This window comes from Streptomyces sp. 3-6 (assembly GCF_056323165.1).
Window position 1 is genome coordinate 119,545 of record NZ_JBWHZP010000007.1, and the last position, 22,939, is coordinate 142,483.

The 22,939-nt window shown below is 74.1% G+C and carries 14 protein-coding genes; 4 read left to right on the forward strand and 10 right to left on the reverse strand.

Annotation, left to right across the window (positions count from 1 at the left end):
* Nucleotides 1–58 precede the first annotated feature (58 nt).
* The 5 genes from AC02VZ_RS12130 to AC02VZ_RS12150 form a co-directional block, all read right to left on the reverse strand.
* Nucleotides 59–286: a hypothetical protein gene (locus AC02VZ_RS12130; RefSeq protein WP_432054282.1), complete on the reverse strand. Its 228-nt coding sequence runs from the start codon at nt 284–286 to the stop codon at nt 59–61.
* Nucleotides 287–467: 181 nt separating this feature from the next.
* On the reverse strand, nt 468–791 hold the full coding sequence (locus AC02VZ_RS12135; protein ID WP_432054137.1) for a hypothetical protein: 324 nt from the start codon (nt 789–791) through the stop codon (nt 468–470).
* The gene (locus AC02VZ_RS12140) at nt 788–1,165 is read right to left on the reverse strand and encodes a WhiB family transcriptional regulator (protein ID WP_016824698.1); all 378 of its coding nucleotides are present in this window, start codon (nt 1,163–1,165) and stop codon (nt 788–790) included. The genes AC02VZ_RS12135 and AC02VZ_RS12140 overlap by 4 nt, the downstream gene beginning before the upstream one ends.
* Before the next feature lie 181 nt (nt 1,166–1,346).
* Nucleotides 1,347–1,661, reverse strand: a complete 315-nt coding sequence (locus AC02VZ_RS12145) for a hypothetical protein (RefSeq protein ID WP_432054136.1) — start codon at nt 1,659–1,661, stop codon at nt 1,347–1,349.
* 164 nt (nt 1,662–1,825) lie between these two features.
* Nucleotides 1,826–4,135 carry an ATP-dependent DNA helicase UvrD2 gene (locus tag AC02VZ_RS12150; protein ID WP_476475354.1) on the reverse strand — a complete coding sequence of 770 codons (2,310 nt, stop codon included), beginning with the start codon at nt 4,133–4,135 and terminating at the stop codon, nt 1,826–1,828.
* 327 nt (nt 4,136–4,462) lie between these two features.
* Here AC02VZ_RS12150 and AC02VZ_RS12155 point away from each other — a divergent pair, with 327 nt between their 5' ends.
* Nucleotides 4,463–4,720 (forward strand): mycoredoxin, encoded by a 258-nt coding sequence (locus AC02VZ_RS12155; RefSeq protein WP_362091466.1) that lies wholly within the window; start codon nt 4,463–4,465, stop codon nt 4,718–4,720.
* Nucleotides 4,721–5,200: 480 nt separating this feature from the next.
* Here the strand turns inward: AC02VZ_RS12155 and nudC are convergent, their stop codons facing one another.
* The 5 genes from nudC to AC02VZ_RS12180 all read right to left on the reverse strand — a co-directional run bounded on the left by nudC (nt 5,201) and on the right by AC02VZ_RS12180 (nt 16,156).
* Nucleotides 5,201–6,157 carry an NAD(+) diphosphatase gene (gene nudC, locus AC02VZ_RS12160; RefSeq protein WP_432054134.1) on the reverse strand — a complete coding sequence of 319 codons (957 nt, stop codon included), beginning with the start codon at nt 6,155–6,157 and terminating at the stop codon, nt 5,201–5,203.
* Nucleotides 6,158–6,296: 139 nt separating this feature from the next.
* Nucleotides 6,297–7,709, reverse strand: a complete 1,413-nt coding sequence (locus tag AC02VZ_RS12165) for a dipeptidase (protein WP_432054133.1) — start codon at nt 7,707–7,709, stop codon at nt 6,297–6,299.
* Between the two features lie 10 nt (nt 7,710–7,719).
* Entirely contained in the window at nt 7,720–11,499 is a 3,780-nt protein-coding gene (locus AC02VZ_RS12170; protein WP_476475355.1) for an ATP-dependent helicase, read from the reverse strand.
* 368 nt (nt 11,500–11,867) lie between these two features.
* Nucleotides 11,868–15,428: an ATP-dependent helicase gene (locus AC02VZ_RS12175; protein ID WP_476475356.1), complete on the reverse strand. Its 3,561-nt coding sequence runs from the start codon at nt 15,426–15,428 to the stop codon at nt 11,868–11,870.
* A gap of 257 nt (nt 15,429–15,685) precedes the next feature.
* The gene (locus AC02VZ_RS12180; RefSeq protein WP_476475357.1) at nt 15,686–16,156 is read right to left on the reverse strand and encodes an MGMT family protein; all 471 of its coding nucleotides are present in this window, start codon (nt 16,154–16,156) and stop codon (nt 15,686–15,688) included.
* Between the two features lie 186 nt (nt 16,157–16,342).
* On the opposite strand from AC02VZ_RS12180, the gene AC02VZ_RS12185 reads away from it, so the two are divergent.
* The 3 genes from AC02VZ_RS12185 to AC02VZ_RS12195 all read left to right on the forward strand — a co-directional run bounded on the left by AC02VZ_RS12185 (nt 16,343) and on the right by AC02VZ_RS12195 (nt 22,712).
* Nucleotides 16,343–19,306 (forward strand): lysylphosphatidylglycerol synthase domain-containing protein, encoded by a 2,964-nt coding sequence (locus tag AC02VZ_RS12185; protein WP_476475358.1) that lies wholly within the window; start codon nt 16,343–16,345, stop codon nt 19,304–19,306.
* 204 nt (nt 19,307–19,510) lie between these two features.
* Nucleotides 19,511–21,055 (forward strand): alpha/beta hydrolase, encoded by a 1,545-nt coding sequence (locus AC02VZ_RS12190; RefSeq protein WP_432054128.1) that lies wholly within the window; start codon nt 19,511–19,513, stop codon nt 21,053–21,055.
* 160 nt (nt 21,056–21,215) lie between these two features.
* Complete coding sequence (locus AC02VZ_RS12195) at nt 21,216–22,712, forward strand: alpha/beta hydrolase (protein ID WP_476475359.1); 1,497 nt, start codon at nt 21,216–21,218, stop codon at nt 22,710–22,712.
* Nucleotides 22,713–22,939 lie beyond the last annotated feature (227 nt).

Here is a 22,939-nt window from a genome sequence, read left to right on the forward strand (position 1 = left end):
CGCGCCACGCCGACGGTGGGGCGGGAATGACAACCGCCGCTGCCCGAGTCGCCCGGCCTCACCACCACTCCGCGTCCAGGCGCCCCTCGATCGCCCTGAGGTTCTCCCGCGCACAGACCTCGCAGTAGTAGCGCCGGACACCGGCCTCCACGGACAGCGTCCAGGTCGCCGGCGGCGCCTCGGCGACGGTCCCGCAGCGGGCGCACACCAGAGCCCGCGACAAGTCCGTCCCGGAGCCGTCGTCCTCGGTGCCGTCGTCCTCGGTGCCGTCGGGCCGTCTGGTCACCCGGCGAGCGTAACCCCGCGCCTCGCCCCGCGCGCCTCACCGGTCGCGCGGCACACGGCGGGCGGCGGTCACTCACCGGGCGGGCTCGACGCGGCGCGGGGGCCGGTCCGTTCGGTACGGACCGGCCCCCGCGGAAGAGGGTGGGCCTCCCGTGCGGGAGACCCTGCTCACGAGGCGTCGGTCACTGCATGACCGCCATGGCGAGCGCCCGGCGGGCGCGCCGGGAGGCGCGCTCGGCACCGCGCTGCATGCGGCGCGCGGCCACCAGGCGTACGGCCTGGCGCTCGCGCTGCGCCTCGTCGAGCCGCTCGCGCATATGGGCACGAGCCATGGCTTCGGGGATGAGTTGCATCTCTCGGGTCCTGTTCTGGCGCGAGTCGTTCGCGCCCCTGGTGGTGAAGTCTTCGGTCGCGGAGCCGGAGGGCTCATGAGCGGACGGGATCATCGGGGCCTGCTTCTGGGGGTCGTGCGTGAGGGGACGGTCGATCGTTCCTGGGGTGTTCATGCCGTGACCGGGTTCTTGCGCGGACGGCCACGCGGCCGCTTCCGGGCGACGACGACGCCCTGCACGAACAGCTCGCCACCCCAGACGCCCCAGGGCTCACGCCGCTCCTTGGCACCGGCGAGGCACGCCTCGACCAGCGGGCAGGTACGGCAGAGGGACTTGGCGTACTCGACGTCCGCGGGAGACTCGGCGAAGAAGACCTCCGGGTCGTAGGAACGGCACGGGACGGGCACGCCGAGGTTCTCGATGGCGTCGTCGAGCGCGGTGAGCGCGGTGAGCGCGGTGAGCGGAGTCAAGGTCGGGTCCTCCGTGGAGCCAGGCTTGGGGATCGTGTCGGACGGCGGTACGGACGGGGCGTGCGCTTCGAGTTGCACGGTTCGTTGTCCTCGTCTGGTCGTTTCCGGCCGGTCGGCCGGTAGGGCGGCTGGTACCGGGTGGTGCTCTCTGCCCCGAGGCGCCTTCAGCGGTGTCGTCCACGTTCGTGTTCGTGGACAAACAGAAGGGCCGCGGATCCCGGGTGGGGTTCCGCGGCCCTGAAGGCGCCGGCCTGATACATCAGGCTGGATCACTCCAGGGTTCTGGCCCACGGAAGGCCCACATCAGGTGGTGCTGCGTCGTCTGCTTCCGGAATCCGGCACCGGCTGCCGCAAAGGCATAGGCCTCGGCCTGTGCCACTACTGCTTCCAGTGCCTCGGTCGGTCGCACGTCGCGCTCACGGACGGCAAGGCCCGAGGGAGCGACGGAGGACGCCGGGCGTGCGGCGGCGAGGCCGGACACACCGGTGCCCTGGTTCGAGGCGCCGAGCATGCACAGGGAGACGGCCGGACGATCGGTCAGTTTGACGACGGAGCTGCTGTTGATGCTGATCACTGGGCTCGCCTCCTCTCGGCGCTTCGGGGACCGGGGTGAGCCGGTCCGACGGATGAACAAGTACAGCACGGGATGAGGGCCTCCGAGAAGGCCTCCGTTCCCGTGCCTAAGAACCTATGGGGATTCCCGGGGCATGCGCAAACTATTTTCTCGACGAGTTGGGATCAGTCCTGATCCTTGCTCCGGGCGGCCTCGCGGCCTGCGCAGATGGCCAGTACGTCGGCGCCGTAGCGGCCCAGCTTGCGCATGCCGACGCCCGGGATGCGGGCCAGCTCGTGCTCGTCCGCGGGGTCGGACTCGGCGATCGCCATCAGTGTCTTGTCCGTGAAGACGCAGAAGGCCGGCTGTCCGCTGCGCCGCGCCTGCTCGGCGCGCCAGTCCCGCAGCCGCTCGTAGAGTCCCTCGTCCATGTCGGAGGGGCACTCCTCGCACCGCAGCAGCTTCAGCTCGCCGCCGTCGGTGAGCGTGCGTCCGCAGACCCGGCAGCGCGCGGGGCTGCGCTGCCTGCGTCCCCGCGCCGGCTGTGCGGCGCCCGCCGCCCCGGCACCCGGCGTCGAGCCCGGGAAGCCGCGCTCCACGCCACCCGCCCCGGCCGCGCCCGCACGGCCGGGGCCGGTGCCCGATCCGGGACGCAACCCGTCCAGGAAGCGGCTGGGCCGCCGGTTGGGGCGACCGCCCGGGGAACGGGAGAGCGACCAGGACAGGTGGAGGCGCTCCCGGGCGCGGGTGACGCCGACGTAGAGGAGCCGGCGTTCCTCCTCGACCTGCTCGTCGGTCCGCGCGTAGGTGATCGGCATCATGCCCTCGGCCACTCCGACGAGGAACACGGCGTCCCACTCCAGGCCCTTGGCCGAGTGCAGGGAGGCCAGGGTGACGCCCTGCACGGTCGGGGCGTGCTGCGCCCCGGCCCGTTCGTCCAGCTCGGTGATCAGGTCGGCGAGGGTGGCGCCGCTCCGCGCGGCCAGGAAGTCCTGGGCGAGGTGCACCAGCGCGGCCAGCGACTCCCAGCGCTCCCGCACCGCTCCCGAACCGGCCGGCGGCTGCGCCGTCCAGCCCTCCCCCGACAGCACGGCGCGCACCTGGGACGGCAGGTCGGGCGCGTCGTCGAGCAGCGCGTCGTTCCCCCCGAAGCGGGCGGCGGCCCGCAGCGCGGCGATCGCCCTGCGCACCTCGGGGCGGTCGAAGAACCGCTCGGCGCCGCGCAGCTGGTACGGCACCCCGGCGTCGGCGAGGGCCTGCTCGTACGTCTCGGACTGGGCGTTGGTGCGGAAGAGCACGGCGATCTCGCTCGCCGGGACCCCCGCGTCGATCAGCTCGCGGACCCGACGCGCGGTCCCCTCGGCCTCGGCGGGCTCGTCCCCGTACTCGGTGAAGACCGGCTCGGGTCCGCCCGCCCGCTGGGAGACGAGTTCCAGCCGGTGGTCGGCGGCGCGGCCGCTCGCCTGGGCGAGCAGACCGTTGGCGAGTCGGACGACCTGCGGGGTGGAGCGGTAGTCGCGGACCAGCTTGACCACGGTCGCACCGGGGTGCCGGGTGCGGAAGTCGAGGAGGTGGTCCGGCGTCGCACCCGTGAACGAGTAGATCGTCTGGCTGGCGTCGCCGACCACGCACAGGCTGTCCCGGTCGCCGAGCCACAGTTCCAGCAGCCGCTGCTGGAGCGGGCTGACGTCCTGGTACTCGTCGACGACGAAGTGCTGGTACTGGGCGCGCACCTGTTCGGCCACGTCCTGCCGGTCCTGGAGCACGGCGACGGTGAGCAGCAGCACGTCCTCGAAGTCGATGACGACGCGCTCCCGCTTGAGCTCCTCGTAGGCGGCGTACAGCTGGGCGATCTCCGCCGGGTCGCGCGGCGCATCGCGGGAGACCTTCGCGACCGCGAGCGGATAGTCGGCGGGGACGGTCTGGGTCACCTTCGCCCACTCGATCTCGGCGGTGACGTCCCGCAGTTCCCCACGGTCCAGCCGGATGCGGCAGGCGGCGGCCGCGTCGGCGACCAGTTGGACCTTGCGGTCGACGAGTCGGGGCAGCGAACCGCCGATCGCTTTCGGCCAGAAGTACTGGAGCTGCCGGAGTGCCGCCGAGTGGAAGGTGCGGGCCTGGACGCCGACCGCGCCGAGCTGCCGGAGCCGGCCACGCATCTCCCCCGCGGCACGGTTGGTGAAGGTGACGGCCAGCACGCTGGACGGCTGGAGGATCCCGGCGCGCACCCCGTAGGCGATCCGGTGGGTGATCGCCCGGGTCTTGCCGGTGCCCGCGCCCGCCAGCACGCACACCGGGCCGTGCAGCGAGGTGGCCACCTCGCGCTGCTCGGGGTCGAGCCCTTCGAGCACCGCGTCGGCCGTGTCCGGTACCTGCGGGAAGAGAGGGGAGTGCGTTGCTGCTGTCACACGGCCATGCTGCCAGGTCGCCGGAGACGGGTGAGCAGGTTGTCCACAGGCACCCCCTTGCAGTCGTACTAATGCGGCCGGCGTCACTCGGGCTGGGCTCCTGCGGTCGGTATCTCTCGGGCTCAGCTCATGTGGCCGGTGTCTCTCGGGCTCAGCTCATGTGACCGCGCGACTCCGGCTCGTGCGGTCGGGCCGCGGGCTCGTGCGGTCGGTCCGGCCGCAGGCTCGTGCGGTCGGGGTCACTGCGGGGAGCGGCGGGCGTCTGCGGACACCGCCTCCGGGCACCGCCTCCGGACACCGTCTCGGGGCCGGGCGGGACCGGCCGGGGCCCCGCCCGCCGGGAATGGCCGCGCACCGGCGTACGTTCCCCGGTGGACAGGCACTTACCCGAGCCGCCGAAGGAGAGCGAACGACATGCCGGGCACTGTGACGATGTACAGCACCACGTGGTGCGGCTACTGCCGCAGGCTGAAGGGCCAGATGGACCGCGAGGGCATTGCGTACACCGAGATCAACATCGAGCAGGACCCGGAGTCGGCCGCGTTCGTCGAGAAGGCGAACGGCGGCAACCAGACGGTCCCGACGGTGCGGGTGGTTCCGTCGGGCGGCGGCGAGGAGGTCGTGATGACCAACCCGAGCCTGGCCCAGGTCAAGCAGGCCCTCGCGGTCTGACACCCACCCCTCCCGTACTGAGCTCCCTCCGGTCGAGGCGACCGGGGGGAGCTCAGTGCTGCCGGGGCCTGCGGGGAGGGGCGTGGAGCTGCCCCGGGGCGTGCACGCCGGCGTCACCACCGGCCGACGTCGAGCCGGTCGGCGGGCCCCGCCGAGGGCGCACGGGGCCTTCAGGGCAACGTGCCGTCCCCCACGGCGACCCGGACCACGGTGCGTTGTCAGTGCCCGCCCGTAGGCTGCGGAGCGTTGGGTCGGTTGCTGCCGCCGTACGGGGGGAGCGCGGCCAAGGGGGGTGGCTCCCAAGGGGTCCCCGAGCCATCTCGGTCCGGGACTCCGTGCAGCCTCGACGCCACCCCCCTCCCACAGCCACAGATCGCCTGCGCACAGGAAGGGCGGGGCCATGGAAGCGGCAGCGGCACGGTCCCGGACGTCCCCGGCCGCCGGGAGCGCCGGCGAGGGGGTGGGGGCCGGTGCCCGGGGTCAGAAGAAGGTGCGGGTGGGGAGGGGCTTGCCGTACCAGCGTTCGATCAGGCGGGCCGCGATGGAGATGCCGTAGGGCGGCAGGACCTCTCCGGAGGTGAACGCGGCGTCGAGCTCGTCGCGGGAGAACCACCGGGCCTCGTGGATCTCGTCGCCGTCCACCTCGATGCGGGTGGTGGTGGCGCGGGCGACGAAGCCGAGCATCAGGCTGGACGGGAAGGGCCAGGGCTGGCTGGCGAGGTACTCGACCTCGCCGATGTCGATGCCGACCTCCTCGTGGACCTCGCGCCGCACCGACTGCTCGATGGACTCGCCCGGTTCCACGAACCCGGCCAGCGTGGAGAAGCGGCCCTCGGGCCAGTGGACCTGGCGGCCGAGGAGGATGCGGTCGTCCCGGTCGACCACGGCCATGATCACGGCGGGGTCGGTGCGCGGGTAGTGCTCGGCGCCGCAGGCGGGGCAGCGGCGGATGTGGCCGGCGGCGGCGATGACGGTGCGTTCGCCGCAGCGGGAGCAGAAGCGGTGCAGGCGCTGCCAGTTCTCCAGCGCGACGGCGTGCACCATCAGGCCGGCGTCGCGCGGGGACAGCAGCAGTCCCGCCTCGCGCAGACCGGCCGGGCGGGCGGAGTCGTCCATGCGGCCGGGCAGGGAGTCCTTCTGCAGGGCGAAGTAGCTGACGCCGTCCTGGTCGATGCCCAGGAAGTAGCGGTGCGCCTCCGTGAGCGGGGCCTCGAAGGAGGGGGTCATGACGAGTTCGGTCCGCCCGTCGGGCGTCTCGTCGATGAGGACCTGGCCGCCGGAGACCACGAAGCAGCGCGTCGACGGGTGGCTCCACGCCGCCGCGAGCCACGCCTCGTCGAGGCGGTGGTGGGCGGCGCGGTCGATGCCGCTGGGCACAGTGAGCGAGACGGGGCGGTCGGCGGTGTGGTCGGTCCAGGTGGTCACGGGTGCTTCCAACTCCCCCGGTGGAACGGATCGGGTCGCGGGCGGGCGGGCGTGCGGCGTGCTGCGGGCGGGGACCGTTCCGGCGGCACGCGGCGGCGGGGTCCTTCCAGTGTGCCCCGCGCGGGCGGCCGGACCGGACGGCACGGTCGGGTCAGGGATCGTGCCGCCAGTGTTCGGCCAGGTCGCCCCACAGGTACGCGGTGGTCTCGACGCCCTTGAGGAGCAGATCGAGTTCCACCTTCTCGTCGGGTGCGTGCCAGCCGTCGGACGGCACGGAGATGCCGAGGAAGAGCACCGGCGCGCCGAGGACGTCCTGGAGGTCGGCGGCGGGGCCGGAGCCGCCTTCGCGGGTGAAGCGCACGGGACGGTCGAAGGCCCGGCCCATGGAGCGCGCGACGGACTGGAGGGCGGGGTGGTCGAGCGGGGTCAGGCAGGGGCGGGTGGCGGGGCGGAAGACGACGTCGCCGCGTACGCCGTCGGGCACCTGGCCGGCCACCCACGTGCGGACGGCCTTCTCGACGTGGTCGGGGTCCTGCCCGGCGACGAGGCGGAACGAGATCTTGACCATGGCCGACGACGGGATGATCGTCTTGCTGCCGTCGCCCTGGTAGCCGCCCCCGATGCCGTTGACCTCGGCGGTGGGGCGGGCCCAGACGCGTTCCAGGGTGGTGTAGCCGGCCTCGCCGTGGGTGGCGCGGGACTTCGCGGTGGCCAGCCACTGCCGTTCGTCGAAGGGCAGCTCGGCGAAGAGTTCCCGCTCGCGGTCGGTGAGGTCGACGACGCCGTCGTAGAAGCCGGGGACCGCGACGCGCCCCTGGTCGTCGTGCAGGGCGGCCACCAGCCGGGCCACGGCGGTGGCCGGGTTGGGGACGGCGCCGCCGAAGGAACCGGAGTGGATGTCCTGGTCGGGGCCGTGCAGACGGATCTCGCACTCGGCGAGGCCCCGCATCCCCGTGCACACGGTCGGGGTGTCCTCGGCCCACATGCCGGTGTCGGAGACGATGACGGCGTCGGCGGCGAGGCGGTCGGCGTGCTCCTCGACGAGGGCCCGGAAGTGCGGGGAGCCGGACTCCTCCTCGCCCTCGACGAGCAGCTTGAGGTGGACGGCGGGGCTGGTGCGGCCCGTGGTCGCGAGGTGGGCGCGCACGCCGAGGGTGTGGAAGAAGACCTGGCCCTTGTCGTCGGCGGCTCCGCGCGCGTACAGGCGGTTGCCGCGGACGACGGGCTCGAAGGGTTCGCTGTTCCAGCCGTCCTCACGGGCGGCGGGCTGCACGTCGTGGTGGCCGTAGACCAGGACCGTGGGGGCGGCCGGGTCGTCGGAGGGCCACTCGGCGTAGACGGCCGGGGCGCCGGGGGTCTGCCAGACCTCGGTGACCGGGAAGCCGGTCCGCCGGAGGGCGTCGGCGAGCCAGGCGGCGCTGCGGTGCACGTCCGGCGCGTGGTCGGGCTGGGCCGACACGGACGGGATGCGCAGCCACTCGACGAGGTCGTCGAGGAAGGCGGCGCGGTGATCCTCGATGTAGGTACGGACGGCGTCGACGGCACTGTCAACGGGCTGGCTCATGGTCACGAGCCTAACGGCCCGCGCCGGCGTCCTCGGAGTGCGGTATCTCACCGGACGGGTCCGCGCCGAGGAGCCGTTCCAGTGCGGCACGGCCGGGCAGCGGCTCGGGGCGGACGACCTCGCCGGTGCGGACGTACAGGAACGCGGCGGTGACGGACTCCGGGGGCACGCCCTGCTGCTCGGCCCAGGCGAGGCGGTACACGGCGAGCTGGAGCGGGTCGGCGTCGCGGCCCCGGCCGGTCTTCCAGTCGACGATCTCGTACGTCACCCGCCGGCCGTCGTCCTCCCGGTAGACGGCGTCGATGCGGCCGCGGACGACCCGCCCGGCGAGCGTCAGCTGGAAGGGCGCCTCGACGCGGTACGGCGTGCGGTGGGCGTACTCGGTGCGCTCGAAGGCGTCCTTGAGGGCCTGCAGGTCCTGCTCGTCGGCGATGTCGGTGTCGTCGGCGCCCGGCAGGTCGTCGGGGTCGAGCAGGGGCAGGGTGAGGGCCTCGAAGCGTGCCTCCACCCAGGCGTGGAAGCGGGTGCCCCGGCGGGCGGCGGGCTGCGGCGGCCGGGGCATGGGCCGGGCCAGCTCATGGGCGAAGCCGTCGGGGTCGGCCGCCAGGCGCTGCACCTCGGAGGCGGTGAGCGAGGGGGGCAGGACCACCTCGGTGACCCGGTCGCGGGCGCGCAGCAGCTCCCCGGTGAGGGCGTCGAGGTCGCGGTCCCAGGAGGCCACCGTGCGGGCTTCCTCGGGGGTGAGGTCATGGGCCCGGCGGGGGTCGCCCGAGCCCTCGGTGCGGGACCCGGTGCCGCGGGGGCCGGTCGCCTGGTGGGGGACGGTGGGGCGGGGGGCGGGGCTCCCGGCGGGACGCGGGCCCGGTGACCCGTCGGGGAGCGGGGCGGGGCCGGCCTCCGGGCTGCCGGGGCCCGCGGCGGCGTGGCGACCGCTCCCGCCGGGGGCCGAGGCGTCCGGGACGGGGTCGTCGTGGAACGGGTCGTCGCCGGTGAACGGGTCGTCGCCGGTGAACGGGACGCCGTCGAGGAAGGGGTCGTCATCCTCGCGGGAGGTGTCGGACTCCTCGGGGTAGGCGTCAGGGTCCTCGGGAAACGGCCCTTCGTGGAAGGTGTCTTCGTGGAAGGAGTCTTCCGGGAAGGGGCCCTCGGAGAAGGCCTCCTCGTGGAAGGGGTCCCCGGGGCCCTCGTCGTCGGGAAGGAGTTCCTCCTCCGCGGGCGGTGACGGCCAGTCGGGGTCGTCGTACGGGTCGGTCGGGCCGGGGACGTCCGGGGTGTCGCCGTCCTCGTCGGCGGCGAGTGCGTCGAGGTGGGCGAGGACGGTGTCGGCGGCGGCCCGGCGCCGGGCGAGGGCGGCGTTGTCGAGGGGCAGGGGCCAGAGCTGGTCGTCGTCGGGACGGTGGAGGGCCGGGTTCTCCTCGTCCTCGGCCGGCTCCTCCGCCCACGCCTCGATCTCGCCGTGCCCGGCGACGCAGTGTTCGTACAGGGCGAGCAGGAACTCGGACGGGCCGCGCGGCCGCTTCTGGCTGGGCCCCCACCAGTGGCCGGAGCCGAGGAGCAGCGAGCGGGGACGGGTCAGGGTGACGTAGCCGAGGCGCAGTTCCTCGGTGTGCTGGTGGTCCTTCATGGCCTCGTGGAAGGCCTTCAGGCCCCGCGCGTCGAAGGACGGGACGTCGGGCAGGGTGTCGGCGTCCCCGCGCAGCGCGTGCGGGAGCACCTTGCCCTGGGCGGTCCACCTCTCGCGGCCCCGGCTGCTGGGGAAGGTGCCCTTGACGAGGCCGGGCACCGCCACCACGTCCCACTCCAGGCCCTTGGACTTGTGGGCGGTCAGCACCTTCACGGTGTTCTCCCCGCCGGGCAGGGCGTTGTCCAGGCCCTTCTCGTACTGCGCCGCGGTGCGCAGGAAGCCCAGGAAGGCGAGCAGGGTGGCCTCGCCGTCGCCGGCGGCGAAGGAGGCGGCGATGTCGAGGAACTGGGAGAGGGTCTCGCGGCGGCGGGCGGCGAGGGCGTGCGGGGAGGCCGACAGTTCGACCTCCAGGCCGGTGACGGCGAGAACGCGGTGCAGGACGTCCATCAGAGGGTCGGCCAGCGAGCGGCGCAGGTCGCGCAGTTCGGTGGCCAGGCGGGCGAAGCGCACGCGGGCGTCCGCGGAGAAGGGCAGGCCGTCGTCGTCGCCGTGGCCGTCCATCGGGGTTTCGAGGAACGTGTCGAGGGCGTCGGCGAGGGAGATCACTTCGGACGGGTCGACGCCCTCGACCGCCTCCGCGAGCCGTCGGTCGGGGTCGTCGTCGCTCGCGCGCGCGTGGGTGACCAGGTGCCGGGCGCGGCGGCCGAGCAGGGCGAGGTCGCGCGGTCCGATGCGCCAGCGCGGACCGGTGAGCAGCCGCACGAGGGAGGCGTTGGCCCCGGGGTCCTGGAGGACCTCGCAGACGGCGACCAGGTCGGCGATCTCGGGGAGGTGCAGCAGGCCGGACAGGCCGACGACCTCGACGGGGACGTCCCGGGCGACGAGGGCGCCCTGGATCTCGGCGAAGTCGGCCGCGGTGCGGCAGAGCACGGCGATCTCCCCGGGCGCCGTGCCGGTGCGGACGAGGTGGGCCAGGGAGTCGGCGATCCAGTCGATCTCCTCGGCGTGGGTGGGCAGCAGCGCGCACCGCACGGTGCCGTCGCGTTCGGCGCCGGGGGCGGGGCGGAGGGCTTCGACGCCCGCGTGCATCGCCCGCAGCGGCGTGGCCAGTCCGTTGGCCAGGTCCAGCAGGCGGCCGCCGCTGCGGCGGTTCTCGCTGAGCGACTGCCGGGTGGCGGGGCGGCCGTCGGGGCGGGCGAAGTGTTCGGGGAAGTCGTCGAGGTTGGCGACGGAGGCGCCGCGCCAGCCGTAGATGGCCTGGCAGGGGTCGCCGACGGCGGTCACCGGGTGCCCGGTGCCCCCGCCGAAGAGGCCCGCCAGCAGGACGCGCTGGGCGACGGAGGTGTCCTGGTACTCGTCGAGGAGGACGACCCGGAACTCCTCGCGCAGGGCGCGGCCCACGTCGGGGACCGTCGCGAGCCGGGCGGACAGCGCGATCTGGTCGCCGAAGTCGAGCAGGTCGCGTTCGCGCTTGGCGGCCCGGTAGCGCAGCACGAGGTCGGCCAGTTCGCGGCGGGCGGCGGCGGCCTCGGGGACCTTGCGCAGGTCGTCGTTGGTGAGCCGGGCGCCCTCCAGGGTGCGCAGCAGGTCCGTGTCGTGGGCCCGCAGGTCCTCGGGACGCACGAGGTGCTCGGAGAGCTCCCCGTCGAGGGTGAGGAGGTCGGCGACCAGGTCGGCGAAGGAGCGGGTGAGCGCGGGGTAGGGGCCGGGGGCTTCGCGCAGGACGCGGGCGGCGAGCTGGTAGCGGGTGGCGTCGGCGAGGAGGCGGGAGGTCGGTTCGAGGCCGATGCGCAGGCCGTGGTCGGTCAGCAGCCGTCCGGCGAAGGCGTGGTAGGTGGAGATCACCGGTTCGCCGGGCGGCTCGTCCGGGTCGATCCGGTCGGGATCGGTGACCCCGGCCTTGATCAGCGCCTTGCGGACGCGTTCGGCGAGCTCGCCGGCCGCCTTGTTGGTGAAGGTGAGGCCGAGCACCTGCTCGGGGGCGACCTGGCCGGTGCCGACCAGCCAGACGACGCGGGCCGCCATCACCGTCGTCTTGCCCGACCCGGCTCCGGCCACGATCACCTGCGGGGCGGGCGGCGCGATGATGCAGGCCGTCTGCTCCGGCGTGAACGGGATGCCGAGGAGCTCCTTGAGCTGTTCGGGGTCGGTGATGCGAGCGGGCACACGCGAAGGCTAGCGGCGGCCACCGACAGCGACGTCCCCTCCACCGCCGCACGTCGGCGAAACCGCAGGTCGGGGCGGGTGGTGCGAAGCGTCACACGGACTCGCGGCACCGCACCGCACCGGCCGCCGGCGGCAGGCGGCAGGCGGCCAGGCACCGCCGCACGATGTCACAGGGCCGACACCCCGCGCGGGACGCCAGGGCCACACCGGCCGCCGGCCGTCGCACCGGGCAGCACGCCACGCGGAACGCCCGGAGTCACACCGGTCGCTGACCGTCACACAGGCAACAAACGTCACATGGCAACACACGACGCGGATCGCCCGGAGCCACACCGGCCGCCGGACGTCACCCCCGGTCTCACTCCACCTCACTCCACCACGTGCCGCCCTTCCGGGCGGGCGCTGCAGGACGCCCGGAAGGCGCAGTGGGTGCAGTGCTGGCCGGTGGTGGGGGTGAACCTCTCGTCGAGGACCTTGCCGGCGGCCGTGGCCAGCAGTTCGCCGACCCACTCGCCGGTCAGTGGCTCCTGCGCCTGCACCTTGGGCAGGGTCTCGCCGCCGTCCTTGCGGGCCGCGCCCTGTCGGAGGTGGACCAGTTCGGCGCCGCCCGGTTCGGGGCGCGCGCCGTCGAACAGCTCGTCGACGGCACCCTCGCGGACGGCGAGCTGGTACACGGCGAGCTGGGGGTGGCGCTCCACCTCCTTGCCGCTGGGTGCCTGCTTGCCGGTCTTGAAGTCGACGACGTAGGCGCGGCCCTCCCCGTCCGCCTCGACCCGGTCCATCTGGCCCCGGATGCGGACCTGGTGGTCGCCGGCTTCGAGGGTGACGTCGAAGTCGTGCTCGCTGGCGACGGGGGTGCGGCCGGTGCGGTCCATGACGTGCCACCGCAGGAAGCGTTCCAGCGCGGCGCGCGCGTTCTCCTTCTCCTGGGCCGACTTCCACGGCGCGTCGAAGGCCAGCGCGTTCCACACGGAGTCCAGGCGCTCCATGAGCACGGCGAGGTCGGCGGGGGTGTGCCCGGACGCCACCTCGTCGGCCAGGACGTGCACCACGTTGCCGAAGCCCTGGGCGGCGGTGGCGGGGGCGTCGGCCTTGACCTCACGGCCGAGGAACCACTGCAGGGTGCAGGTGTGGGCGAGCTGGTCGAGGGCGCTGCCGGAGAGCACGACGGGCTGGTCGCGCCGCCGCAGCGGCACCTTGGACTCGGTGGGGTCGAACATGCCCCACCAGCGGTAGGGGTGCGCGGACGGCACCAGGGGCCGTCCGTCCTCGTCGGCGAGGGCGGCGAGCCGGGCCAGGCGGTGGGCGGCGGCTTCGCGCAGACCGTCGGAGACCCGGGGGTCGACGGTGGTGGCGCGCAGCTCCGCGACGAGCGCCGCCACGGACAGGGGGCGTCGCGGGCGCCCGGTGACGTCCTTGGGTTCGACGCCGAGTTCGGTCAGGAAGCGGGAGGGCTGGTCGCCGTCGTCCGCGGGGGCCTTCACCGCGGTGACGACGAGCCGCTCCCGGGCGCGGGTGGCGGCCACGTAGAACAGCCGGCGCTCCTCGGTGAGCAGGGCCCCCGGGGTGAGGGGTTCGGCGAGTCCGTCGCGGCCGATGCGGTCGGCCTCCAGGAGGGAGCCCCGGCGGCGCAGGTCGGGCCACAGGCCCTCCTGGACGCCGGCCAGCACGACCAGGCGCCATTCCAGGCCCTTGGAACGGTGCGCGGTCATCAGGCGTACGGCGTCGGGGCGCACGGCGCGGCGGGTGAGGGTGTCGGCGGCGATGTCCTCGGCCTCGAGTTCCTCCAGGAAGTTCAGGGCGCCCCGGCCGCCGCTGCGTTCCTCCGCGCGGGCGGCGGTCGCGAACAGGGCGCACACGGCGTCGAGGTCCCGGTCCGCGTTCCGTCCGGCGGCGCCGCCGCGCCGGGCGGCGCGCTCCAGCCGCTGCGGCCAGGGGGTGCCGTCCCAGAGGTCCCACAGCGCCTCCTCGGCGGTGCCCCCGCGCGCCAGCCGTTCGCGGGCGGTGCGCAGCAGCGCGCCGAGCCGCTGGGCGCCGCGGGCGTACAGGGGGTCGTGGACGGCCAGGCGTTCCGGTTCGGCGAGCGCGCGGGTGAGGAGGACGTCGGACGGCGGCGGCACGGGGTTGCCGGCCGCCCGCTCCTCCTCGCGCAGGGCCCGGCCGAGGCGCCGCAGGTCGGCGGCGTCCATGCCGGCGAGCGGGGAGGCGAGCAGGGTGAGCGCGGTCTCGGTGTCGAGCCAGCAGGCGTCGGCGCCTGTGGTCACCGTGCCGGACGCGGCGTCGACGGGGTGCGTCTCGGGGGTTGCCTCTTCGTTCGTCTCGGGGTCGGGCCCATGGTCCGTCTCGGGGTCCGGGCCGTGGTCCGGGTCCGGGTCCGCACCGGGGCCCACCCCCTGATCCGCCTCGGGGTCCGCCCTGTGGCCCGCCTCGGGATCCGCTCCGGGGGCCGCCGCCGCGCCCGGTGCCGCTGCGTCGGTCCCGGCCTCGGGCGCAGCCTCGGACGCGACACCCGTCTCCGCTCCCGTCACCGCCCCCGCCTCCGCCGTCGCCACCGCGCGCAAGGCCGTCAGTAGGGGGGCCACCGCGGGCTCGTGGCGCAGCGGCACGTCGTTGCCGTCGACGTCCACGGGCACGCCGGCCGAGGTCAGGGCGCGGCGGACCGCCGGGATGGTGCGTGCGCCGGCGCGCACCAGCACCGCCATCTCGGCCCACGGGACGCCGTCCTCCAGGTGCGCCCGGCGCAGGATGTCGGCGATGTTGTCCAGCTCCGTGCCGGACGTCGGGTAGGTGTACACCTCCACCCGGCCGCCGTCCCGCACGGGTGTCAGCTCCCGGTGGGCGCGGACCTTCTCGGCGGGCAGGCGGGGCAGCGGCATCCGCCGGGTCACCAGCCTGGTGGCGGCGAGCAGGGCCGCCCCGGAACGGCGGGAGGTGCCCAGCACCTCGACCGGGGCGGGGCGGCCGTCGGGGCGGGGGAAGGCGTGGGGGAACTCCAGGATGCCGTTCACGTCCGCGCCCCGGAAGGCGTAGATCGACTGGTCGGGGTCGCCGAGGGCGACGAGGGTGCGGCCGTCGCCGGCGAGCGCGCGCAGCAGCCGTACCTGGGCCGGGTCGGTGTCCTGGTACTCGTCGACGTACACGGCGTCGTACTGTGCCGCGAGCCGCGCGGCCACCTCGGGGCGGCGGGCGAGCAGCACGGCGCGGTGGACCAGCTCGGCGTAGTCGAGCACGCCCTGGAGGTCGAGGACGTCCAGGTACTCGGCGAGGAAGGCGGAGGCGGCACGCCAGTCGGGGCGGCCGATGCGGCGGGCGAAGGCGTCCAGGGCGTGGGGGGCGAGGCCGAGTTCCCGGCTGCGGGCGAGCACCGCCCGGACCTCGTCGGCGAAGCCGCGGGTGGTCAGGCAGGCGCGCAGCTCGTCCGGCCAGCGCACGTGGGCGAGGCCGAGCCGTTCCAGGTCCACCTGGCCGGCGAGCAGCTCGCGGACGGTGACGTCCTGCTCGGGGCCGGACAGCAGGCGCAGCGGTTCGACGAACAGGTCGTGGTCCTGGTGGGCTCGGACCAGGGCGTAGCAGTAGGAGTGGAAGGTGGTCGCCTGCGGGGCGTTCGCGGCGCCCATGCGCAGGGCCATGCGGTCGCGGAGTTCGACGGCCGCCTTGCGGCTGAACGTCAGCACGAGGATGCGCTCGGGGTCCCCGCCCCGGGCGATGCGCTCGGCCACGGACTCGACGAGCGTGGTGGTCTTCCCGGTGCCGGGACCTGCGAGAACGAGCAGCGGTCCGGTCCTGTGCTCAACCACGGAGCGCTGGGCGGCGTCCAGTCGAGGGGGGTGGGAGCGGGGCGGCGGGGTACGGACCAGTCGATAGGCGCCACGGTTCCCCCGGCGCACCCGGGGGTGCGACAGGCCGCTGGTGGAGGAAGAGGAGCTCACGTGGTTCGCCGGTCCTGGTGGGTGTTCTGGTGGGCGGTCCGCCGCGCGGGGAGGGCGGTGGTCGCGGGGTGAGGGGGACACGTGCAGCCGACGCTACGCCGACCGGATGTCCGAAAGCCGAGCTTCCGGTCGTTCCCTCCCGGCACAGCCGACCCGTGGGCCCCTCGGATCTCGAACGTACGTCATGCCACGGACGTGCCCCTCTTCCCCCGTACGGATCACCTGCCCCACCGCGGGCCGCCGCATGGCGGAAGCTGTCAGGTGTGACCCTCCGCACGGCCGCTCCCGTCCCACCGCGCGCGCCGCATGTCGATACGCGGCAGGTGGTCCTCCGCGGCCCGGCCCGCCTCCCTCAGAGGGGTGCCCTCCTCGCGGTAGTGGCCGAGGGCGCGCAGCGCGTGACCGGGCAGGAGGACCCCGTCGGCCCGCACCACCCGCCACCACGGGACGGCTCCTCCGTAACGGGACATCACCCGGCCGACCTGCCGCGGGCCGCCCTCCCCCAGCCATTCGGCGACGTCCCCGTACGTCATCACCCGCCCCGGGGGGATGAGATCCGCCACGTCGAGCACCCGCTCGGCGTACTCCGGCAGGGCACCGGCGGCTCCCGGACCGGCATCAGCGGTCTCCGGACCGGGACCGGCGATCCCCGCACCGGTACCGGCGGTCTCCGGACCGGTACCGCCGGTCCCGGGACCGGCGTCGGACGGAAGGCTTTCCTGACTCATCCCGCCCATCCTGCACCACCCCACCGACAACGGATGGGGTCCCCGAGCGTGCCCACGCCTCGCCCGGGGAATCCCTTTCGGGCAGACTGTGCGACCCCGCACGTGGACCCTGATTGCCCCTTGTGCCGGTTCGGCATGCCACCATCGTGCGGGCGGTGACTGGTGATACGAGACCAAGAAGAGACGATGAAGCAGCAGGGTGCGCACCCCGGGGACGCGGAAGGCACCCCTGGCGCTTCGTCGCGCCCGGACGGCCCGGACGGCCCGAGCGGCCCGCACAGCGCCGACGGCCCGGACCGCCCGGACGCCCGCGGGCGAGGCACCCCCGACGGCTCGGACGCCCGGGGACGAAGCACCTCCGACGGCCACGACGACGGCGCCCGGACCAGGGAGCCGGCCACTGAACCCGACGCCCCCGGCGCCACGGGCGCGCCCGGTGCGGCCCCCCGCTCGGCCGCGGGCCGCCCGTCCCCCCGCCGTACGGGGTCCGCCGACGACCCCACCTCCGACACGGTGCACGTGGACGAGGTGGAAGGGGACGAGCCGCTGCTGCCCGCGCGCGTGCACCGCCCGTCGGACCTCATGCGGCTCCTGGTCGGCGTGCTCGCCGTGGTGGTGCTGCTGGCGATCGCCGCGTTCGCCCACGGCACCACCTCGGGCCTGGAACAGGACATCAACAAGGGCACCGGACAGGCGCCCGACCTGCTCATCAAGGTCGCGGGCCTGGCCTCCAGCATCGCCATCCTGCTGGTGCCGGTGGCCTTCGCCATCGAGCGACTGATCAAACGCGACGGGCTGCGCATCGCCGACGGTGTGCTCGCCGCCGTGCTCGCGCACGGGGTGACCCTCGCGACCGACCTGTGGGTCGCCCAGGCGGCCCCCGCCTCGATCCAGGAGGCGCTCACCCAGCCCTCCCCCGGTGACATCCACGCGCTGACCGACCCGGTGCACGGCTACCTCGCCCCGGTGATCGCGTACATGACGGCCGTGGGCATGTCCCGCAGACCCCGCTGGCGCGCGGTGCTGTGGGTCGTGCTGCTGCTCGACGCGTTCTCCATGCTCGTCACCGGCTACACGACACCGTTCTCGATCATCCTGACCGTCCTCATCGGGTGGAGCGTCGCGTACGGCACCCTCTACGCGGTCGGCTCGCCGAACGTCCGCCCCACCGGCCGCAACCTGATGACAGGGCTGCGGACCGTCGGGTTCCGCCCGGTGACCGCGTCCCGCGTGGAGGCGCCCGACGCCGCCGAGGCCGGTGACCGGGGCCGCAGGTACTTCGTCACCCTGGAGGACGGTCCACCGCTGGACGTGACGGTCGTGGACCGCGAACAGCAGGCCCAGGGCTTCTTCTACCGGGCGTGGCGCAACCTGACGCTGCGCGGCTTCGCCACCCGCCGGAGCCTGCAGTCGCTCCGCCAGGCCCTGGAGCAGGAGGCGCTGCTCGCGTACGCGGCCATCGCGGCCGGCGCCAACGCCCCCAAGCTGATCGCGACCTCCGAGCTGGGCCCCGACGCGGTCATGCTCGTCTACGAGCACAGCGGCGGACGCACCCTGGACTCGCTGGCCGACGAGGAGATCACCGACGCGCTGCTGCGCGACACCTGGCACCAGGTGCGGGCGCTCCAGTCCCGCCGCATCGCCCACCGCCGTCTGGTGGGCGACGCGATCCTGGTGGATCGTTCCGGCACCGTCATCCTCACCGACATGAGGGCCGGTGAGATCGCCGCCGGCGACCTGCTGCTGCGCATGGACACCTCCCAGCTCCTGGTGACGCTCGGCCTGCGGGTGGGCGCGGAACGGGCGGTGGCCTCCGCGGTGAGCGTGCTCGGGCCCGACGCGGTGGCCGACTGCCTGCCGATGCTGCAGCCCATCGCGCTGAGCCGCTCCACCCGGGCGACCCTGCGCCGCCTGGCCCGGGAGCGGGCGGAGCGCGAGCGCGAGGCCGTCCTGGATGCCTCCCGGCAGGCCAAGCTGCTCCGCGCGGAGCAGGCCGGGGCCGCCGAGACCGCGGACGCCGCCGAGCGCCCGGACCGGACGGACCGGCTGGACAAGCTGGACAAGCTGGACAAGAAGGCCGTGCGCGCGGAGCAGCGGGCCGAGAAGCGGGCCATCGACGACGCCCTGGAGGAGGCGCGCGAGGAGGACCTGCTCACCCAGATCCGGCACGAGGTGCTGCGGATCAGGCCGCAGGCGCCGGTGGAGCCGGCCCGCCTGGAGCGGGTCCGCCCGCGCACGCTGATCAGCTTCATCGCCGGGGCGATCGGCGCCTACTTCCTGCTGACGCAGCTCACCCACATCGAGTTCGGGCCGCTGATCTCCAACGCCCAGTGGGGCTGGGTGGCCGCGGCGGTGCTGTTCTCGGCGGCCAGTTACTTCGCCGCAGCCCTGGCCCTGCTGGGGTTCGTACCGGAGCGGGTGCCCTTCCTGCGGACGGTGGCGGCCCAGGTCGCCGGGTCCTTCGTGAAGATCGTCGCTCCGGCGGCGGTGGGCGGGGTCGCGCTGAACACCCGGTTCCTGCAGCGCGCGGGTGTGCGGCCGGGGCTCGCGGTGGCGAGTGTCGGGGCGTCCCAGCTGTTCGGTCTGGGCTGCCACATCCTGATGCTGCTGGCCTTCGGCTATCTGACGGGCACCGAGAAGACACCGTCCCTCTCGCCGTCCCGCACGGTGATCGCCGGTCTGCTGACGGTCGCGGTGCTGGTGCTGGTCGTGACGTCGGTGCCGTTCCTGCGGAAGTTCGTGCTCACCCGGGTCCGCTCGCTGTTCGCGGGTGTCGTCCCGCGCATGCTCGACGTTCTGCAGCGCCCGCAGAAGCTGGCCACCGGCATCGGCGGCATGCTCCTGCTGACCGGCTGCTTCGTGATGTGCCTGGACGCCTCGATCCGCGCCTTCGGCAACGAGACGACGTCGATCAGCATCGCGGGCGTGGCCGTGGTGTTCCTGGCCGGCAACGCACTGGGCTCGGCGGCCCCGACACCGGGCGGTGTGGGCGCCGTCGAGGCGACCCTCACGGTCGGCCTCATCGCGATCGGGCTGCCCAAGGAGGTCGCGGCCCCGGCGGTGCTGCTGTACCGGCTGCTCACCCTGTGGCTGCCCGTCCTGCCCGGCTGGCTGGCCTTCAACCACCTCACCCGCAAGGAAGCCCTGTAGCGGTCTGCCCTGCCCTGCCCCGGGGGAGCCGGCCGCGCCGGGCGGCCCCGCGCGGTCGGCGCGGCGGGGTCAGCCGGGGTCGACACCGCATGGTGGGCACGGCGTGGCGGGCACGGCAGCGCCCGCGCCCGGCCGGGCCGCCCCGCTCCCTCGGACGGCACCCGCCCCCGCGCGGCCCGTCGCCCACGACCGCAGGATGGAGGCATGCCCAAGCCCTTCCGCCTGCGTGCAGCCGCCCTGTCCGTCTCCGTCGTGCTGCTGCCCGCCCTGCTGGCGGGCTGCGGTGACGACGCCGAGACGGAGGACCTGACGGAGCAGGAACTGGGCTGGAAGGACTGCCCGGCCCCCTCCGAGGCGCAGGGCGGCGGCCCGGCCCCCTCTCCCCTGCCGAACGGCGGAACCTGGCAGTGCGCCACCATGAAGGCGCCGCTGGACTGGGGCGACCCCGACGGCGACACCATCGGCATCGAGCTGATCCGGGCCCGCGCGGACGGCCCGGACAGCGAGCGGATCGGTTCGCTGATCTTCAACTTCGGTGGTCCGGGCGGCTCCGGCGTCACCGCCCTGCCCTCCTTCGGTCCGGACTACGCGACCCTGCGCACCCGCTACGACCTCGTCAGCTTCGACCCCCGTGGGGTCGGCCGCAGCGCACCGGTGCGCTGCGAGGACGACGAACAGCTCGACGCCCACTTCGAGCAGGACGCGACCCCCGACGACCAGCGGGAACGCACCGAACTGCTGAACGGCACCAAGGAGTTCAACGCCGCCTGCGAGAAGAACTCCGAGCGGATCCTGCCCCACGTGCGCACCACCGAGACCGCCCGCGATCTCGACCTCATGCGCCAGGTCCTCGGCGACGACAAGCTCCACTACTTCGGCATCTCCTACGGCACCGAACTGGGCGGCGTGTACGCCCACCTGTTCCCGGAGCGGGTGGGACGGGCCGTGTTCGACGCGGTCGTCGACCCCACGCAGGACCCGGAACAAGGCTCGCTCGGACAGGCCCGGGGCTTCCAACTGGCGCTGGACAACTACGCGGAGGACTGCGTCTCGCAGACCGAGGAGTGCCCGGTCGGCGACAGCGCGCAGGACGTGAAGGACCGCATCGCCCGGTTCCTGGCGCAGCTGGACCGCAGGCCGATCCCGGGCGTCTTCCCGCGCGAGCTGACCCAGTCGATGGCGACCGGCGGCATCCTGCAGGCGCTGTACTCGCGGGACTTCTGGGAGTTCCTGACGGACGGCCTGGAGCAGGCCTACGACGGTGACGGAACGATTCTGATGCTGCTCGCCGACTCGATGAACGGCCGCAACGAGAACGGCGAGTACAGCAACCTCGTCGCGGCCAACGTCTCCATCAACTGCGCCGACGACAAACCCCGGTACGACACCGCGGACGTGGAGCGCAGCCTGCCCGAGTTCCGCAGGGCCTCGCCGCTGTTCGGCGAGACGCTGGCCTGGGGGATGCTGAGCTGCACCGACTGGGCGGTGCCCGGTGCCGCCGACCATCCCGACGTGAGCGCGCCCGGTTCCGCGCCGATCCTGGTCATCGGCAATACGGGCGACCCGGCCACGCCCTACGAGGGCGCCCGCGCCATGGTGCAGGCCCTGGGCGACGGGGTCGGCGTGGAGCTGACCTACCGGGGGGAGGGGCACGGGGCCTACAACAGCAAGAACAGGTGTGTCCGGGCGGCGGTGGACGGCTATCTCCTCTCGGGGAAGGTGCCGGACAGCGGAACGGTCTGCTCCTGATCCCGGGGGCCATGACGTCGCCCCGGAGCCGCCTTCTGTGAAGAAGTCGCAGGTCACAAGGTTATCCACAGGGTCACCGGAGCGTGGCACCTTCCGCCTACGATGGCCTGACCGCCATCCGCGGGACGGTGCGGACGGCCGATGAGGGGGGATGTGTCCGATGACGCGCTTCGTACGGTGGACGGCCCTGGTGGTCGCCGCCGGGCTCCTGACCGCGGGCTGCACCGGCAGCGACTCCGGTGACCGCGGTGCCGAGGACGACGGCCGGGGCGCGTCGGCCCTGGACTGGGGGGCCTGCGAGGCGTCCGGGGACGAGCCGGCTCCCGGCAAGGAGTGGCAGTGCGCGACCCTGAAGGTCCCGCTGGACTGGTCGAAGCCCGACGGCGAGACGATCGGGCTGGCGTTGATCCGCGCCAGGGCCACCGGTGACGACCGCCTCGGATCGCTGCTGTTCAACTTCGGCGGCCCCGGCGGGTCGGGCGTGTCGATGCTGCCGTCCTACGCCGGCACCGCCGCCAAGCTCCGCGAGCGCTACGACCTGGTCAGCTGGGATCCCCGCGGGGTGGCCGCCAGCGAGGGCGTGCGCTGCCGCGGCGACAAGGACATCCAGGCCGCCGAGGCGCGGGTCGACGGCACCCCGGACACCGCGGACGAGGAGAGGGCGTTCCTCGCCGACGCCGCCGACTTCGGCCGGGGCTGCCAGAAGTCGGCGGGCAAGCTGATGGCCCACGTCTCGACCACCGACAGCGCCCGCGACCTGGACCGCATCCGACAGGCCCTCGGCGACGAGAAGCTCAACTACCTGGGCATCTCCTACGGTACGGAACTCGGCGGCGTGTACGCCCACTTGTTCCCGCAGAAGGTGGGCCGCCTGACGCTGGACGCGGTGGTCGACCCGACCGCCGACACCGTCGGGCACGCCAAGAACCAGACCCTCGGCTTCCAGCGCGCGCTCGACAACTACCTCGAGTCCACGGGCAAGGACGCGGAACAGGGCACGCGCGAGATAGCCGACCTGCTGGACCGGCTCGACGCCGAGCCGCTCCCGACGACACCGGGCGACCGGAAGCTGACCCAGTCCCTGGCACTGACCGGCATCGTCCTGCCGCTCTACACCAAGGAGGGCTGGCCGACGCTGACCCTGGCCCTCCAGGCCGCCGAGAAGGGGGACGGCACCGCGCTGCTCGCCCTGGCCGACGGCTACAACGAGCGGGACCCGTCGGGCCGGTACGGCACGACCACCCACTCGCAGCGCGTCATCTCGTGCCTGGACGACAAGCAGCGGCCGACCGTGGCGGACGTGAAGAGGCTGCTGCCGGAGTTCGAGGAGATATCCCCGGTGTTCGGCCCGTACCTGGGCTGGGACGTGGCGGGCTGGTGCCACGAGTGGCCGGTTCCCGGACAGTTCGACACCCCCGAGGTCAGCGCCCCGGGCGCCGACCCGATCCTGGTCATCGGCAACACGGGCGACCCCGCCACCCCGTACGAGGGCGCCCGGAAGATGGCCGAGGAACTCGGCGAGGACGTCGGCGTCCTGCTCACCTGGAAGGGCGAGGGCCACGGCGCCTACGGCAGCGGCAGCGCGTGCGTGGACTCCGCGGTCGACACCTTCTTCCTGGAGGGCACGCCCCCGAAGGACGGCAAGGTCTGCTCCTGACGGGACGGCACCACCGGAGAGACCCGGGACATCGCGGCACGGCACGGGACACGGCACCCGGGCGCGACTCGGCCGCGTCGAGGCGAGACGGTCACCCGCGCACACCACGGGCCTCGCCCGGCCGACCGGAACACGCCCCCGCACGGCGCCGGCCGGCCACGACAGAAGCCCACGGCCCCGAACGGGTCGGAGCCGTGGGCTTCTTCAGTCTCGCTGGTCAGCCGGAC

Excerpts from the sequence above, each read along its gene's own strand:
- AC02VZ_RS12135 (WP_432054137.1), bottom strand. The coding sequence starts at position 791 with ATGAACACCCCAGGAACGATCGACCGTCCCCTCACGCACGACCCCCAG.
- AC02VZ_RS12155 (WP_362091466.1), top strand. The coding sequence starts at position 4,463 with ATGCCGGGCACTGTGACGATGTACAGCACCACGTGGTGCGGCTACTGC.
- AC02VZ_RS12165 (WP_432054133.1), bottom strand. The coding sequence starts at position 7,709 with ATGAGCCAGCCCGTTGACAGTGCCGTCGACGCCGTCCGTACCTACATC.
- AC02VZ_RS12180 (WP_476475357.1), bottom strand. The coding sequence starts at position 16,156 with ATGAGTCAGGAAAGCCTTCCGTCCGACGCCGGTCCCGGGACCGGCGGT.
- AC02VZ_RS12185 (WP_476475358.1), top strand. The coding sequence starts at position 16,343 with ATGAAGCAGCAGGGTGCGCACCCCGGGGACGCGGAAGGCACCCCTGGC.
- AC02VZ_RS12190 (WP_432054128.1), top strand. The coding sequence starts at position 19,511 with ATGCCCAAGCCCTTCCGCCTGCGTGCAGCCGCCCTGTCCGTCTCCGTC.
- AC02VZ_RS12195 (WP_476475359.1), top strand. The coding sequence starts at position 21,216 with ATGACGCGCTTCGTACGGTGGACGGCCCTGGTGGTCGCCGCCGGGCTC.